This window comes from Paeniglutamicibacter psychrophenolicus (assembly GCF_017876575.1).
Taxonomy (GTDB): Bacteria; Actinomycetota; Actinomycetes; order Actinomycetales; family Micrococcaceae; genus Paeniglutamicibacter; species Paeniglutamicibacter psychrophenolicus.
The window spans coordinates 3,348,362-3,362,553 of record NZ_JAGIOE010000001.1; the positions used below are offsets into that span (position 1 = coordinate 3,348,362).

Consider the following 14,192-nt stretch of genomic DNA (forward strand, 5'->3'; position numbering starts at 1 on the left):
CTAACGTGTTACGGGCGTCACGGCTGCCGGCACACCGGCCGGCGGACGCCGCTGTCCGGAGCTCGGGCAGCCTCGGCCGGTTCCCGCCGAATCCATGCCGACGGCGAATTTCTGGAAGCCGTCGCGGCCGCCCCTGCCCGGGATCATGCGGCCAGGAGCCGGTGCGGCAGCACCCCGTTCCGCACCGGCTTGCACCTCCCGGGCACGGCCTTGACGCCGCGGTCGAGGTCGTGCCCGATCGCCAATGCATACCTTGGCCCGGCAAGGCGAAATGCGACGAACGGACCGTCCGGGGACGCACGGGCAGGGGCGGACGGGTTCATCGATGGCAACGAACCGATCGGTCGTCCGCGGGCGGGAATCCTTGCCCCTTGGCTGCCGATCGGGGACGGATGGAAATGCGAAGGCGCCGACCGGGACAATGAATTTTCCTGGTCGGCGCCTTCACGCCCGACTGCCCGCGCAGCCCCTCCTCCCACTTCTTCGGCTTCCGGGTCAGCATCCACCGACCGGAAGCCGGCCAAAGGGGCCGGCCTGCTCAGCCGGCGGGCACGATGTTCTGGTTGTGGTGGAACAGGTTGCCCGGGTCGTAGGCCGCCTTGGTGCGGGCCAGCCGCTCGTAGTTGCCCAGGTAGGAGGCGCGGATCCTCTCGGTTCCCTCGTCCATCATGAAGTTCACGTACGCCCCGCCGGCGGTGGTGGGGTGCAGCGCGTCGTGGTACGCCTTGGTCCACTCGGTGATGAGTCCGGCGTTGGCCGGGTCGGGGTCGACCCCCACGATCACCCCGGCCCAGCCGCCGGAGCGGTAGGCGAACGCGGTGGCGTCGGCGGGCACGCGCGCGGCGGCCCCGTCGATCGGGTACAGGTGCATGGTGGAGTACCCGGTGGGCAGCAGCTCCCCGTACTTGGCGTGGACGTCAATCGCGGCGTCGGAGATCTCCGTGACGAAGTCCGCGCGCCAGTACCACTGCATCCCGGCCGGGAACAGCGGGTCGAAGACGGACTGCAGCGCGGAAAACGGCATGGGTGCCAGGCCGACCACCAGTGGGTTGCCGAACTCGCGCACCGGTGCAAGGACCTTCTCGGCCGCCTCGTGCGCCCCGGTGTAGCACCAGATGATGCCGCAGGCCTTCCTGCCCCAGAGGTCCTCGGGGAAGGGTGGGGCCGGCGGGATGGTGAGCAGCCCGAGCCAGCCGGAGAGCTCCTCGGGCAGGGCCGGCAGCAATTCGCGGTACCAGCGCATCACCGCCGGGGCGTCGGCCAGGTCGTAGAACACCGGGCCTCCGATGATGGTGCCGTGTTCCCCGATCTCGTGCATGCGGAAGGTGAAGGACGTGACGACGCCGAAGTTGCCCCCGCCCCCGCGCAGAGCCCAGAACAGGTCGGGGTTCCGGTGCTCGTCGGCGGTGACCAGGGTGCCGTCGGCCAGCACCACGTCGGCGGCCAGCAGGTTGTCCACGGTCAGGCCGAAGCGCCGGGTCAGGTAGCCGATGCCGCCGCCCAGGGCCAGCCCGCCGACGCCCGTGGAGGCGATGAAGCCGCTGGGGACGGCCTGGCCGAAGGCCACGGTGGCGTGGTCGACGTCGGCCCACAACGCCCCGCCGTCGACCCGAACGGTGTGTGCGACAGGGTCCACCGTCGTGGAGCGCATGGCGCCCAGGTCGATGACCAGTGCGTCGTCGGCCACGGCCAGCCCGGAGGCCTGGTGCCCGCCGCCGCGCACCGCGAGCCCGAGGGAGTTTTCGCGGGCGAAGTCCACGGCCGCGACGATGTCCGCGGTGTCGGCGACCCGGGCGATGGCGGCCGGACGGCGGTCGACCATGCCGTTGTAGACGGCACGCGCCGCATCGTACGCGGCGTCCTGCGGCAGGGTCAGCGTCCCGCGCAGGGAGGTGCGCAGCGGGGCAAAAAGTTCCTCGGCGGTTTCGGTGGAAAGGGTCTGCGGTTCCATGGTTCGTTCCTGAGAGTAAAAGGGGTTGGTGGTGCGAACCACGCTAGGGCCGGCCCTGTTCGCCAGGCGTTCGCCTCAACTGTCTTCGGGCCCCAGCCGTGCCAGCAGTGCGGCACTGCCCTGCGCGCCGGCCACCTCGCGTGCTTCGTCGAACAGGGTGCCGGACCGGTCCCCCGCATCCAGGAGCGCACGCATCCGCAGCACCTCGGGCAGCCACCAGCTGTCTTGGTGCAGGGCTGCGGTGGCACGGGCCGCATCGAGCGCCGCGCACGCGTCGGCCCGCCGCCCGTCGGCGGCGAGGGTATCGGCCAGCAGCCACAGCCAGTAGGGCATCCGGGCCAGCGCGTCGGTGGCGCGCAGCGCCCCGATCCCGGCGCGGATCCTTGCGGCGCCCGGCTCCCCGCCGGCCAGCCAGCCGGCCAGGATTTCGCCCCATTGCCCGTAGTAGGCGATGTCGTAGCGGCGGCACAGCGCGATCAGCTCCGCCACCTTCTCGGCCACCGCATCCCGGTCCCCGCGGAATTGCCCGAGCACCGCCGCGTAGGCCAGGGCCACGGCACGGGTGTAGATGTGTCCACCGGCCTGCGCCCCGGCGAGCGCCTGAGCACACAGCTGCACGGCGCCGGCATCGTCCCCGGCCAACCAGTGAGCGTGGGCCGCCCAGGCGCGGGCATGGATGTGCAGCCTGGTGCCCAGGATGTAGGAATAGCCCGGCGGCGAGCCTTCGGTGCACTGCGCAAAGTGTTCGATGGCCTCGGCGATCCGTCCCGAGCCCTGCGCCGCTCCGGCCACGGCGAAGTGTGCCTGCCCCAGCAGGGCCGGGTCGTCCCCGGCCAGATCCAGGGCCCGGCGGGCGATCGCGTAGGAATCCTCGATGCGTCCCTGGACGTAGCGTCCGGCAAATAGCCCGACGAGGCTTGCCGAGTGCACCTCGGGCCGCCCCAGCCGTTCGGCAAGCGCCCCGACGCGTTCCAGGTTCCCCAGCAGCGCCGCCGAGGAGTAGCCCAGCAACGCGGTCTGCGGCGGGGACATGGCCCGGCGCACCGACAGCTCGGCCTCGTCGCGTTCCGCCCCGGCGGGCAGCCGGCCAATGATCCCCAGCGCCTGGTCGTAGCTTTTCAGGGCGGCGGAGTTCGCGAACACCCGCACGGCGTCGGCGCCGGCCCGCAGGTGGAAGGACAGGGCCCGTTCCGGATTGGATCCCAGCTCGTAGTGCTCGGCGAGCGTGGCGGCCACGGCATCGAGCTTTCCGGCGTTCAGCAGCTCCAGGGACTTCGCCAGCCTGCGGTGCAGCAGCCAGCGGCCGGCCGGGGTCGTGTTCTCCCGCACGGCGGTGCGCAGCAGGTTGTGGCCGAAATCGTAGCCGGAGCCGGTGGGCAGCAGGATGCCCTCGCGCCAGAGCTCGTCCAGGGCACCGGCCAGCGACATGGTGTCCAGGTCCCCGGCCTCGGCCAGCAGCTCGAGGCTGATGCCCCGCCCGAAGGCGGCGGCAAGCTCGGCCACCGACCGGGCCGCCGGTCCCAGGCGGGACAGCCGCCGGCCCAGCAGCGGGCTGAATCCGTCACCCGGCGCCGTGCGTGCCGCCTCGAGGATGTACAGCGGGAAGCCGGAGGTGGCGGCGGCCAGCAGCCGGGACTCGTCGGTGCCCAGCGGGCGGCCGCGGATCCGGCCTGCCAGCTCGGCACCCGCGGCCTCGCCCAGGGGTGCGACGCCTAGCCTGTGCAGCAGACCCGCGCTGCGTGCACCTTCCAGCAGGGTGGCGATGGCCGGTGACTGGGTTTCTGCCCCTTCCCGCAGGGTGGCCACCAGCAGCAGCTGCCGGGACCCGGGGGATTCGAGCAGGAAGGCGATCCAGGCTGCGGTGTCGGGGTCGCACCATTGCAGGTCATCGAGCAGCAGCAGGGTGGGCCGGCCGGGGGCCGCGACGGCGCCGGCCAGCGATTCGAAGAACCTGTAGCGCTGCCAGGCATCGACCATGGCCCGGCCCGGGCCCGGTTGCGCCTCGGTCCCCGCCCACGGGGTGGGGTCGGGCAGCTCGGGCAGCAGCCGGGCCGCCTCGTGCCGGATGGGTTCCGGAAGCGTGGCAAGCAGCGGGGCGATGTCGCGGCTGCGCAGCCATCCGGCGACGGGGGCCAGCGGGACCAGGCCGGAGGCATCGACGCAGCGCGCGAAGGCCACAGCAGCCCCGCCGGTGCGCGCCAGCTGGCCCAGCGCCTTGGCCAGGTGCGTCTTGCCGACCCCCGGCGGGCCGGACAGCACCAGCAGGGCCCGCCGTCCGGCCCGGGCCTTCTCCCAGCAGCCTTGCAGCACCGCCTGCTCTGTTTCCCGCCCCACCGTCAGGCTGCCGGGCGCCGCTGTCCTGGCTGCGGGGCCCGGTGCCCCGGAGGGCTGCGCGGGAAGGTCCAGCAGTTGGCGGGTCTCGGCCGCCGGTGCCACGCCGAGTTCACGTTCGAGCACGTCGGCACAGCGGTGGTAGGCGTGCAGCGCCGCGGGCCGGTCCCCGAGGGCCAGGTGTGCGCGGATCAGGCCCCGGTAGCCGAGTTCCTCCAGCGGTGAGATGGTGACGCGCCGGCCGGCCACCTCCAGGGCCCGCTGCCCCTTCCCCAGCGCGGTGAGGGCCGCCGCTGCTTCGTCGCACAGGGCGGTGCATTCGCGCAGGAGCCTCTCCCGCGCCTCGGGCACCCAGTCGGAATAGTTCCCCGGCATCAAATCCCCCCGGTACTCCGCCAGCGCCGCCTGGGCGTGGGCCACGAAGCGGGCCGGGTCCCGGCCCGCCGCCTGCAGCGCCGCGGCCCGTTCGGCGGAAAAGAGCTGCACATCCACGCGCAACCCCGCACATTCCAGCGCGCCGATGGCGCCGTCGGACATCCCCAGCGCATCGACGCCGTCCAGCAGCCGGCGCAGGTTGTGCAGTTCGCGGCGCAGGTTGGTCATGGCCTGTGGTTGCGGGGTCTCGGGCCAGAACGTCCCGGCCAGCACCGAGCGCGGCACCCGGATCCCCGGATGCACCACGAGGTAGGCCAGCAGCTCAACGGCGCGCGACCCTCCGCCCGCCAGGTCGGTGCCCCGGCGGGTCAGTCGTTGTTCCCCAAGCAAGTTCAGTTGCAGCACCGCTTTGCGCCCCGTTTCGGCCACTGGCACACGTACAAAATTCTCCCACCGGGCCCGGGCACCGACAATGCCCGGCGGGCATGCACTGGCGCAAAACACTAGACTGGATCGGTAATGGACAACGATTCTGTGGCGACGGCCTATACGACGGTGGACGGGGACTTCGTCCACGAGCTGGAGATCAAGCGTTCGCGCTTCATCACCTACCTGCGCCGGGTCGAATCCGAGGTCGATGCCCGCGCACTGGTGGCGGAGCTGCGCAAGAAGCACTTCGATGCCAGGCACCACTGCAGCGCCTTCATCCTGGGTGCCGACCGGATGGCGATGCGCAGCAACGACGACGGAGAACCCTCGGGCACCGCCGGCATCCCGATGCTCGACGCGCTGGCCAAGCGGGAAACCGACGCCGGGAGAACCGACCTGTCGGACGTTTCCGCGGTGGTGGTCCGCTACTTCGGCGGCATCCTGCTCGGTGCCGGCGGGTTGGTGCGTGCCTACTCCGAATCGGTGTCAAGCGCCCTGGATGCCGCCCCGCTGCTGCGCCGCGAACGCATGCGGATCCTGGGCCTCGATGCCGACCATACCGCCGCCGGACGGCTGGAAAACGACCTGCGCTCCGCCGGGGTGCAGGTGCTGGGCACCGACTACGGGCCGAGCCTGGCCACGTTGCGGGTCGCGCTGAACGACGACGCGGCGATCCTCGCCGCGTTCCACGACCGGCTGGCCACGCTGACCGCCGGGGCCTCGAACGCCGAAAACCTTGGAATCGAATGGGTGGATGTCCGTTGAGCCTTGATTTTTCGTTGTTGAGCCGCTGGCCCGACGTGGAGGACGAGAACCTGCACGCAGTCGATGCCGCCGACCGGCTGCTGCTGGATCTGGCGTCCGAGGCCGGGTGGCCCGCGGAACCGGGTCGGGTGGTGATCCTGGGCGACCACTACGGCGCGCTGGTCCTTGGGGCCCTGGATGCCGGGGTGCGCGGCATCCGCGTGCACCAGGACGCGCTCTCCGGGGCCCGTGCGATCGATGCGAACGCCGCCTCCCTGATGCCGGGGCTTTCCGGTGAATACCGGCAGCTGCCGCCGGGTGCCGAACTGCTTCGGGGCGCCACACTGGTGCTGATGGCCCTCCCCCGTTCGCTGGATGCGCTGGAGGAGATGCTCGGGTTCATCGCGGAGCACGCCGAGCCTTTCGTCACGGTCATGGCCGCCGGGCGGATCAAGCACATGAACCTGTCGATGAACCAGGTGCTGGGCAGCTACTTCGGTTCCGTCACCGCTTCGCTGGGACGGCAGAAATCCAGGGTGCTCACCGCCACCGGGCTGCTCCCGGCCGGCCAGCTGCCCGCCACCCGTTTCCCGCTGCAGCAATCATTCCCCCTGGGCCTGGCCAAACCGCTCGAGCTGCGCGCCTACGCGCAGACCTTCGGCGGGGCCAAGCTGGACCCGGGCACCCGTTTCCTGCTCGAGCACCTGGAGCCGCCCGCCGGCGCACGCCGCGCCGTGGACCTGGGCTGCGGCAACGGCACCATCGGAACGTACCTCGCGGTGAAGCACCCGCGGCTTTCGGTCCACGCCTGCGACCAGTCGGCCTCCGCCGTCGCCTCCACGCAATCCACCGCCGCGGCCAACGGGGTCGGGGACCGCGTCTTGGCCGTCCAGGACGACGCGCTCGGGACCCTGCCCGCGGCCTCCGAACAGCTGGTGGTGCTCAACCCGCCCTTCCACATGGGCAACACCGTGCATGCGGGGATCGCGCTGAAATTGATTGCCGATGCCGGCCGCGTGCTGGCACCGGGCGGGGAACTCTGGTGCGTCTGGAATTCGCACCTGGGCTACCGCAGCCAGCTCGAAAAGCTCGTGGGTTCCACCCGCCAGGTCGCGCGAAACCCGAAGTTCACCGTGACGGTGTCGACGAAGGCGTAGGCCCCGGTTCGCCTCAGAGCCCCTCGAACAGGTCGGCGAGCACGGGTTGGCCGGCGGCACGCGGCGGCCATGCCATGACCGCGGGCTCGCGGGAGACCACCCGTTCCCAGCGACGCACGCTGGCGCCCGGTTCGATCAGCACCTCGCGCTGGCTGCGGTGTTCCAGCAGCCCGGCGACGATCCGCGAGCACACCGCGGAGGTGTCGACCTCGATGTCGATGGCCTCGTCCGGGACCGGGCGCAGGTGGTACTCGCGCCCCGGGTCCCATTCCTCGGCGCCGGCACGCCGCCGGGCGGTGTTCCAGCGCTCGAGGACCGAGGCGCGGATCGCCCCGTGGACCAGGCGGCGCAACCCGGGTCCCGGCACGCACCGGGCCCGGTGGAAGGCCTCGTCGGCGGCACGCCCAATGGCGATGTGGTCGCGGTGCCCGGTGATCCCGTCCGGTCCGAAGGTCGCCACGACCTGCGGCCGCTCGGCTTCGAGGATTGACTGCAACCGAGCCACCAGCTCCTCGAAGTCGGCCTCGGCCACGTGCCCGTCGGCATATCCCAGCCATTCGTGGCGGACCGGGACGGTGCCGTGGGCACGCCACGCATTGGCGCTTTCCACCCTCCGCCATGCGCCAAGGGTCTCGGGGGTCGCAGGCACCCCGCGGGCGATCTGCCCGGCGCCCCCGTCCGTGGCCAGCACCAGGACAAACCTGAACCCGGGGTCGTGCTCATGCAGGGCGATGGAACCGGCGCAACCATAGGCGTCGTCGTCCGGGTGGGCGACGATGACCGCGATGGAATGCGCCTCGTTCATGGCGCACATTTTAGTCTCGGCCGTGGCTTCCGCCTATGCATGCGGCGGCCAAAAGGAATGTGGGTTCCTGCCGTTGTGCACGGGCTTTCGGGCGTGGTATTTTTGCGGTGACCGTGATCCATCGGCAGGAGGTGAGTCCCCCATGAACGCAGTATCCATTCCGGGTGCTCCCCTGCAGTCCACGATCGCGCGACCTCGCTAGTCGCCACCGGGAGCGCCCCACAGGCACATCGCGAAAGGCGACTCCCATGAATTCAACTCCCTTTACCACCAGGCATTACACCTTGCCCGCGCTCGACACCGCCCGGACCGTGCGCACCGCGAACGAACGGGCGCTGGTTCTCGGCGGCGGCGGATCGGCGGGCAATGCCTGGCTGATCGGCGTCATGGCCGGCCTCTTCGAGTCCGGCCTGGATGTGACCGATGCCGACGTGGTCATCGGCACGTCGGCCGGTGCCACGGCCGCGGCCCAGATCTCCGGCGCGAGCCCCACCCGGCTGCTGGCCGACATCCTGTCCGTTCAACCCCCGCAACGGACCGCTCCGCGTGGAGCCGGCAGCGGACGCGCTCCGAAGGGGCCGGCGTCCGAGCACCTGCGCAGGACGAGCGGGATCATTGCCGCCGCTGCGGATCCGGCCGACATGCGCCGCAGGATGGGCGCGGCGGCGCTCGAACTGGAGGCGGCGTCGGAGGACTCCGGGCAGGCGCGCTGGCGCGACACGGTCGCCGCAAGGCTGCCCGGCCGGCACTGGCCGGAGCGGACGGTCCTGATGACGGCGGTCGATGCCCGCACCGGGGAACCGGTCGTGTTCGACAGGCACAGCGGGGTCGACCTGGTGGACGCCGTGGCCGCCAGCTGTGCAGCCGCCACCGCGTACGGCATCGGCGAGGACCGGTTCATCGACGGCGGCTACCGGCGATCCAGCGAGAATGCCGATCTGGCGGCCGGCTGCGGGCGGGTGCTGGTGCTCTCCCCGCTCGGCGGGCGGACCCGGCACCCATTGGAGTGGGGCATGGCCCTGGCCGTGCAGGTCGACGAGCTGCGCGCCGGCGGCAGCAGGGTCGAAACCATCCTGCCGGATGATGATTCCTTCGAGGCCTTCGGCAACAACATGATGGATCTGTCGGCCCGTCCACCCGCCGCCCGGGCCGGCTACGAGCAAGGCAGGGCGCTGGCCGGGCGGCTCGCCGAATTCTGGCGCTGACCGCCCACTCCCGGCGGCTCGCCGGTCCGTGCTCCGCGCGCCATATCCCGGCCCGGGCCCCGAAGCGGTGCAATACTGCTGGCATGGACGAACATCGCGAAGGCTTAAAAACGGCACTTGTCATCATCAACATGCAGCAAGGCGTGATGGATTACTGCGTGCATCCCAAGAAGGTCGTCTCCCGCATCCAGGATTTGGTCTCCCGGGCCAGGGACACCGGAACGCCGATCTACTGGGTGCAGGACGAACGCGAATTCGAACGCCATTCAACCCCGTGGCGCCTGGCCGCCGGACTGGAACCGCAGGACGACGAGCACCGCATCTTCAAGTCCTACCGGGACGCCTTCACCGGCACCGGGCTGCATGCCTCGCTGATTGCCGAGGACGTGGGACGCCTGGTGATCTGCGGCGCCCAGTCCGACTACTGCCTGCGCACCGCGGCCGGCCGTGCGGCCGCCATGGGCTACGACGTCACGGTGGTGCGCGATGCCCACACCACGGGCGCCGAGACCTTCGAGGGCCAGTCGCTGACCGGCGACCAGATCATCGCGCACACCAACGCGTACTTCGCCACTCTTGACTACCCCAACCAGGATTTCTCGCTGATGCGCACAGACGAGGTCGCTTTCCGGCCCGTCACGGTGGACGACTGACCTCTGCTTTCCAGGCGTCGAAACCCGGACTGGCGTTCCCCCCAGTTCCTATTGCCGCGCACCCGCAGCGGGAGTATAAACGTGGGGTATGGGGAGTTGCCGACGAGACGGTCGAGCTGTTTTTGCGGGCTCCCCGAACGGCAGCCCGGGAAGCGGGGCCAGCCATGGCCGGCAGCAGGTTGGAAAACCAGAAACTGCCCGGGAGCGGACATGCCAACTTCCGCCCGTAAGCTTTGGAGCGTACCCGGTTAGGTGGACACGAAGCTGGTCGGTGCGGCCCTTGGCCGCCGGGTGCCTCATCCAGAATGCCCACATCGATGGGGCTACCCTGAAGCGGACAGCCGGGCAGGCATCCCTCTCGTCAAGGACCCCGTATTTCGGCCGAGTTCCAGGGTGGGAACGAGCTCTACAGCGGCGATCTCCCGGATCACGGTCATCTGGCCCGTCGGGCAGACTTGCTGTGGGCGGGGATGCCCAAGGCCGAACGCGCCAATAGGGACTCGTTCTTCTTCACCAACGTCACCCCGGAAATGGACGATTTCAACCAAAGCAGCAAGAACGGGGTGTGCGATCGAATCGAGGACGCGGTGTTCTCCGACGTCGGCATCGAGGACCTGAAGGTCAGCGTATTCGGCGGACTGGTGTTCCAAGTCGATGACCGCCTGTACCGAGGAATTCGGCTGCCACGCAAGTACTGAGAAGATCGTCTCGTTCGTTGAACAAGGGAATCTGAAGAGCCGGGCGTTCCTACTCACCCAGAATTTGAACCAGCTCGAGGCACTTGAACTCGACGAATTCCGGGTTGTCCACGTCCCCGTCGCCGAAGTCGAGGAGCGCACACTCCTGCGGTTCGCGGACGCGTTGCGCACCGCGGACACTTTTGCGGGACCCGAAGCCATTGGGGACCGGCCACCGCTGAAGAATCTCGCCGAAATCCCTTGGTGACTGGAGGATATGGCGCGCTGACTTGTCGGCATGACGAGGCGTGCCCCATATCGACACCCAGCGGGACGGGAGGGACCGAATCGCCCCGGGTCTCATGGAGGGTGTTGATTCCTTGAAAGGATGAGCATCAAGGCACCACCCAGAAAGTATCCCGATGATCTTTGCCAGCGGGCAATTCGCCTCGTGATTGTCACCCAGAAAAACCCTGCTGACCGGCGGGGAGCTTGCAGCAGGATTGGCGCGTAGCTGGGCATCGCGGCGGATACCATCTGTGGCCGAGTTCGCACGGTGGCGATTGACCAGGGTGTACGTCCTGGAACGACTACCGATGATGCGCCCTGCTGGTCGAGTTGGAGTGGGAGGTCACCGAGTTGCGGTGGGTGAATGCGATCCTGAAGTCTGCGTCGGCTTTCTTTGCGGCGGAGTTCGACCGCCCCTCACAACGATGATTGAGTTCATCGACCGGCATTGCAAGAATGCGGCGTCGAGCCGATCTGCAGGCAGCTGCCGATCGCCTCCTCCAGGTACTGCGCAGCCACGGCACGCGCCCAGTCGAAGCGGGCCGTCAGCGACGCTGTGATGACGGAGAAGATCAACCAAGTGCACCAGGAAAACCACGGCGTTGAAGGGGCCAAGAAGGTCTATGCGGCCCTGAACCGTTCCGGCCACAAGGTGGATAGGTGCACGGTGGTGCGGTTCATGCGTCGTGTTGGGCACCACTGCAGCTTGTCGGCCAGGTTCTTAATTTGACCCAAAGTCAATCCATCCTCGTACCAAAACTGACACTACGTCGCAGCTGACTCGTTGCTCGTAAGCTTCCTGTGCCCTTGCGTCGCTCATGTCACGCAGGGCTTGGTCGAAACCGGGAAGAGCAGTTTCTATCCCAGGGCAGGAATCCCCTATTTCCTTTATTTGGGCATCAGTCAGTTTGCTCCGCGCTTCTGCGGGCGCCGGCGATGGCATCGTTCCATCACCACTGGCTGACTGCGTTGGTGAACCAACAGAAGATTCTGGGGATGTGGGCATGGTGTCGGAGGGCAGCGGACCAGTGGGGCTGTTGGGAGGAGTCTGCGTAGGTTGCGTATTGTCCGCCGTTGCAGACTGACCTGTGACGTTCGTTGTGGATCCTGTGGTTGGAGAGGGTTGCTGCTGACCGGGTGAGCATCCAGCCAGGCCGAAGCCCAGCAAGGCAACGATAGCAAGTAGGAACAAGTGTGAATGGGCCCGCTTTTGGTGCCTTCCACTTTTAGGAGTACTTGCTGACTGATTCATTGGACGGCCATTTCTTTGGTGTGACCCGCTTTATTTCTAACGGAAGAATACGCTTCCGCGTGTGAAGCGACAATGGGTGTGGGCCCCTACCGGGCACCCCGGGACGAAGGTAGAGTTCTGGGTACTCGACAGCCAGCAGATGCTGCTCCCGGAGCCACGGCTTCCGGATCGCGGCGCACACCACCTGACGAAGGAGCCACCGATGTTCGACCCAGACAAGAAGCTCACAACCGCCGCAGTTCCGGTTCCCGGACGCTTCGTGGTGGTCTTCGATGCCCCCGGTTCGGCCGGGGCTGCCCGCTTCGGCGCCAGGGCCTTGCAGGACGAGGTGCCCTCCGTGCTGGAGCAGCAAGGCTTCGGCCTGGAAACCTACTTCCCGCGGCTCGGCGTCGCGGTCGTCGACGGGGAATTGGAGCAGATGGGCGAACTGCTCGCCCGCTGCACAGCCGAGGGCATGCCGATGAACATCGTCCCGGAAATGCTCTACCGGATCCTGCCGGCATTCCACGACTACACCACTGGCGGCGTTACCCCGGCTCCTTCCTCAACACCTGCCTTCGTCGACACCGCGGAGCTGACTTGGGGCGTGCAGGCGGTGCTCGCCGCCGAGTCCGGGTACACCGGGGCCGGCATCCGGGTGGCGGTGCTGGACACCGGCTTCGACGCGGAGCACCCCGATTTCGTCGGACGCGACGTCACAACCGCATCCTTCATCGACGGCGAGGACTCGCACGACGGGCACGGGCACGGCACGCACTGCATCGGCACTTCCTGCGGGCCACGCACCCTGGAAGGAGCCCGCGGCTACGGCGTCGCCCCGCAGGCCTCCATCTATGCCGGCAAGGTGCTCAGCAACGAGGGCTCCGGTTCGGACACCGGCATCCTGGCCGGGATCGACTGGGCCCTGCAAAACGACTGCCACATCATTTCCATGTCCCTCGGTGCCGATGTGCGCCAGGTCCACCCGCCCTATGTCGCCGCGGGGCGCCGGGCGCTGGAGCGCGGCACGCTGATCATCGCGGCGGCCGGCAACAACGCGCGGCGCTCGGCCGGGGATCCGGGATTCGTCGGGGCACCTGCCAACAGCCCCTACATCATGGCCGTCGGAGCGCTGGATTCCGCGCTGGACGTCGCCAACTTCTCGGCACGCACCCTGCCGGGACGCGGCGGCCAGGTGGACATCGCAGGCCCCGGAATCAAGGTCTATTCCTCGTGGCCGATGCCCAACCGCTACAACACCATCAGCGGGACCTCGATGGCCACCCCGCACGTCGCCGGGGTCGCCGCACTGCTCAGCCAGGCCACGGGATTCCGCGGCCGCGAGCTCTGGGCGGAGCTGGCCCAGCAGGCCCAACGCCTGGAACGGCCCTCTGTTGATGTCGCGGCAGGCCTTACCCGGGCCCCGGAACCGGCCGAGACCCCGGCGGTTCCCGCCCCGGAGGAGCCCGCGGCGGGGGACGAATCCCCGGAGAGCTATTACGGCCATGGATGACTCCCCGGGCCTGCCCCCGCAGCAGACCGTCACCTTCATCGTCACCGTCCAGGACGCCTACCTGGAACGGATCAAGGAGGTCACGAAGGAACTGGAGACGGCCGGGCTGAAGATCGACCGGGTGCTGGGCACGCTCGGCCAGGTCGTGGGGCACGCCAAGGATTCGGGGCGTAACCAGCTGGCCGGGGTGCGTGGAGTTGAGTCGGTCGTGCCAGAGCGCCGCCTCGGGATCGGCCCGCCCGAAAGCGACGTCCAATAGCCCAGGGGCACACAGGGGCCTCGGCGTTGCCCGTTGCGTGTTCCGGGATTCGACGGGACGCGGGGCCGTCGATGTCACCGGCGCGTCGAGTGGATGGCCCGCAGGTGCCCCTGAACCCGAAGCCTTTGGACTCATGGGCCGATCCTGCGCGAACCGACGACCGCCGTGGTGGGCCGCCTGGGTGGGAATCCCCGTCCTGCCGCCGTTGTCCCTCGGTATCGGACGCATCGATGACGCGGCGGGCGATCTTCGGTGAAATGATCGGGAGACGGAGTCCGCGATGGCCCGGTGCTGCCGGGAAACCGATTCGTCGCCGGAAAGGCGTTGCAGAACCACGCACCGTACGTGCGGGAGTCGGCTTGGTCCGCGGCAATGCCGGGTCAATGCGCGTACCCGGCGGCGCACTCAACCCGTTCGCCGGCGGTTCCTGACCGAACCAACACACCCGGACCCTCGCCGCCGAGCATCATGCCAATCCGGGAACCTCGTGCGGTGCGTTTGACCCGGCACCGGGAGTATTCTGGAAATCACCAGGCAATCGCTCGACTCGCCGAGGTGCATTCGGATGGGCAAA

At 69.0% G+C, this 14,192-nt stretch carries 12 protein-coding genes and 1 other annotated feature; of the genes, 9 read left to right on the forward strand and 3 right to left on the reverse strand.

Features of this window, described 5'->3' with window-relative positions:
* Positions 1-538: 538 nt before the first annotated feature.
* Positions 539-1,951 (reverse strand): FAD-binding oxidoreductase, encoded by a 1,413-nt coding sequence (locus tag JOF46_RS15240; protein ID WP_209908427.1) that lies wholly within the window; start codon positions 1,949-1,951, stop codon positions 539-541.
* A 75-nt stretch (positions 1,952-2,026) separates the two neighbouring features.
* A complete protein-coding gene (locus tag JOF46_RS15245; protein WP_209908429.1) occupies positions 2,027-5,062 on the reverse strand; it encodes an ATP-binding protein in 3,036 nt (1,011 codons plus the stop codon).
* A 114-nt stretch (positions 5,063-5,176) separates the two neighbouring features.
* Between JOF46_RS15245 and JOF46_RS15250 the strand changes: the two genes are divergently transcribed.
* Together JOF46_RS15250 and JOF46_RS15255 are read left to right on the forward strand one after the other, a co-directional pair.
* Positions 5,177-5,851 carry a YigZ family protein gene (locus JOF46_RS15250; protein WP_209908431.1) on the forward strand — a complete coding sequence of 225 codons (675 nt, stop codon included), beginning with the start codon at positions 5,177-5,179 and terminating at the stop codon, positions 5,849-5,851.
* On the forward strand, positions 5,848-6,987 hold the full coding sequence (locus JOF46_RS15255; RefSeq protein WP_245348147.1) for a class I SAM-dependent methyltransferase: 1,140 nt from the start codon (positions 5,848-5,850) through the stop codon (positions 6,985-6,987). Before JOF46_RS15250 ends, JOF46_RS15255 begins: the two co-directional genes overlap by 4 nt.
* A gap of 13 nt (positions 6,988-7,000) precedes the next feature.
* Here the strand turns inward: JOF46_RS15255 and JOF46_RS15260 are convergent, their stop codons facing one another.
* Positions 7,001-7,792 (reverse strand): PIG-L deacetylase family protein, encoded by a 792-nt coding sequence (locus JOF46_RS15260; RefSeq protein ID WP_209908435.1) that lies wholly within the window; start codon positions 7,790-7,792, stop codon positions 7,001-7,003.
* 248 nt (positions 7,793-8,040) lie between these two features.
* On the opposite strand from JOF46_RS15260, the gene JOF46_RS15265 reads away from it, so the two are divergent.
* The 7 genes from JOF46_RS15265 to JOF46_RS15295 all read left to right on the forward strand — a co-directional run bounded on the left by JOF46_RS15265 (position 8,041) and on the right by JOF46_RS15295 (position 13,618).
* Complete coding sequence (locus tag JOF46_RS15265) at positions 8,041-8,997, forward strand: patatin-like phospholipase family protein (protein ID WP_209908436.1); 957 nt, start codon at positions 8,041-8,043, stop codon at positions 8,995-8,997.
* A gap of 83 nt (positions 8,998-9,080) precedes the next feature.
* On the forward strand, positions 9,081-9,650 hold the full coding sequence (locus tag JOF46_RS15270; RefSeq protein ID WP_209908438.1) for an isochorismatase family protein: 570 nt from the start codon (positions 9,081-9,083) through the stop codon (positions 9,648-9,650).
* Positions 9,651-10,024: 374 nt separating this feature from the next.
* A complete protein-coding gene (locus JOF46_RS15275) occupies positions 10,025-10,348 on the forward strand; it encodes a DNA/RNA non-specific endonuclease (RefSeq protein ID WP_209911961.1) in 324 nt (107 codons plus the stop codon).
* Complete coding sequence (locus tag JOF46_RS15280; RefSeq protein ID WP_209908440.1) at positions 10,305-10,595, forward strand: hypothetical protein; 291 nt, start codon at positions 10,305-10,307, stop codon at positions 10,593-10,595. Before JOF46_RS15275 ends, JOF46_RS15280 begins: the two co-directional genes overlap by 44 nt.
* 406 nt (positions 10,596-11,001) lie before the next feature.
* Positions 11,002-11,114 (forward strand) — a sequence feature (AL1L pseudoknot).
* A 60-nt stretch (positions 11,115-11,174) separates the two neighbouring features.
* The gene (locus JOF46_RS22900) at positions 11,175-11,345 is read left to right on the forward strand and encodes an IS3 family transposase (RefSeq protein ID WP_209908441.1); all 171 of its coding nucleotides are present in this window, start codon (positions 11,175-11,177) and stop codon (positions 11,343-11,345) included.
* Positions 11,346-12,069: 724 nt separating this feature from the next.
* Positions 12,070-13,359: a S8 family serine peptidase gene (locus JOF46_RS15290; protein ID WP_209908442.1), complete on the forward strand. Its 1,290-nt coding sequence runs from the start codon at positions 12,070-12,072 to the stop codon at positions 13,357-13,359.
* Positions 13,352-13,618: a hypothetical protein gene (locus JOF46_RS15295; protein WP_209908443.1), complete on the forward strand. Its 267-nt coding sequence runs from the start codon at positions 13,352-13,354 to the stop codon at positions 13,616-13,618. Before JOF46_RS15290 ends, JOF46_RS15295 begins: the two co-directional genes overlap by 8 nt.
* Positions 13,619-14,192: the final 574 nt, after the last annotated feature.

Excerpts from the sequence above, each read along its gene's own strand:
- JOF46_RS15240 (WP_209908427.1), bottom strand. The coding sequence starts at position 1,951 with ATGGAACCGCAGACCCTTTCCACCGAAACCGCCGAGGAACTTTTTGCC.
- JOF46_RS15250 (WP_209908431.1), top strand. The coding sequence starts at position 5,177 with ATGGACAACGATTCTGTGGCGACGGCCTATACGACGGTGGACGGGGAC.
- JOF46_RS15260 (WP_209908435.1), bottom strand. The coding sequence starts at position 7,792 with ATGAACGAGGCGCATTCCATCGCGGTCATCGTCGCCCACCCGGACGAC.
- JOF46_RS15265 (WP_209908436.1), top strand. The coding sequence starts at position 8,041 with ATGAATTCAACTCCCTTTACCACCAGGCATTACACCTTGCCCGCGCTC.
- JOF46_RS15270 (WP_209908438.1), top strand. The coding sequence starts at position 9,081 with ATGGACGAACATCGCGAAGGCTTAAAAACGGCACTTGTCATCATCAAC.
- JOF46_RS15280 (WP_209908440.1), top strand. The coding sequence starts at position 10,305 with ATGACCGCCTGTACCGAGGAATTCGGCTGCCACGCAAGTACTGAGAAG.
- JOF46_RS22900 (WP_209908441.1), top strand. The coding sequence starts at position 11,175 with ATGACGGAGAAGATCAACCAAGTGCACCAGGAAAACCACGGCGTTGAA.
- JOF46_RS15290 (WP_209908442.1), top strand. The coding sequence starts at position 12,070 with ATGTTCGACCCAGACAAGAAGCTCACAACCGCCGCAGTTCCGGTTCCC.
- JOF46_RS15295 (WP_209908443.1), top strand. The coding sequence starts at position 13,352 with ATGGATGACTCCCCGGGCCTGCCCCCGCAGCAGACCGTCACCTTCATC.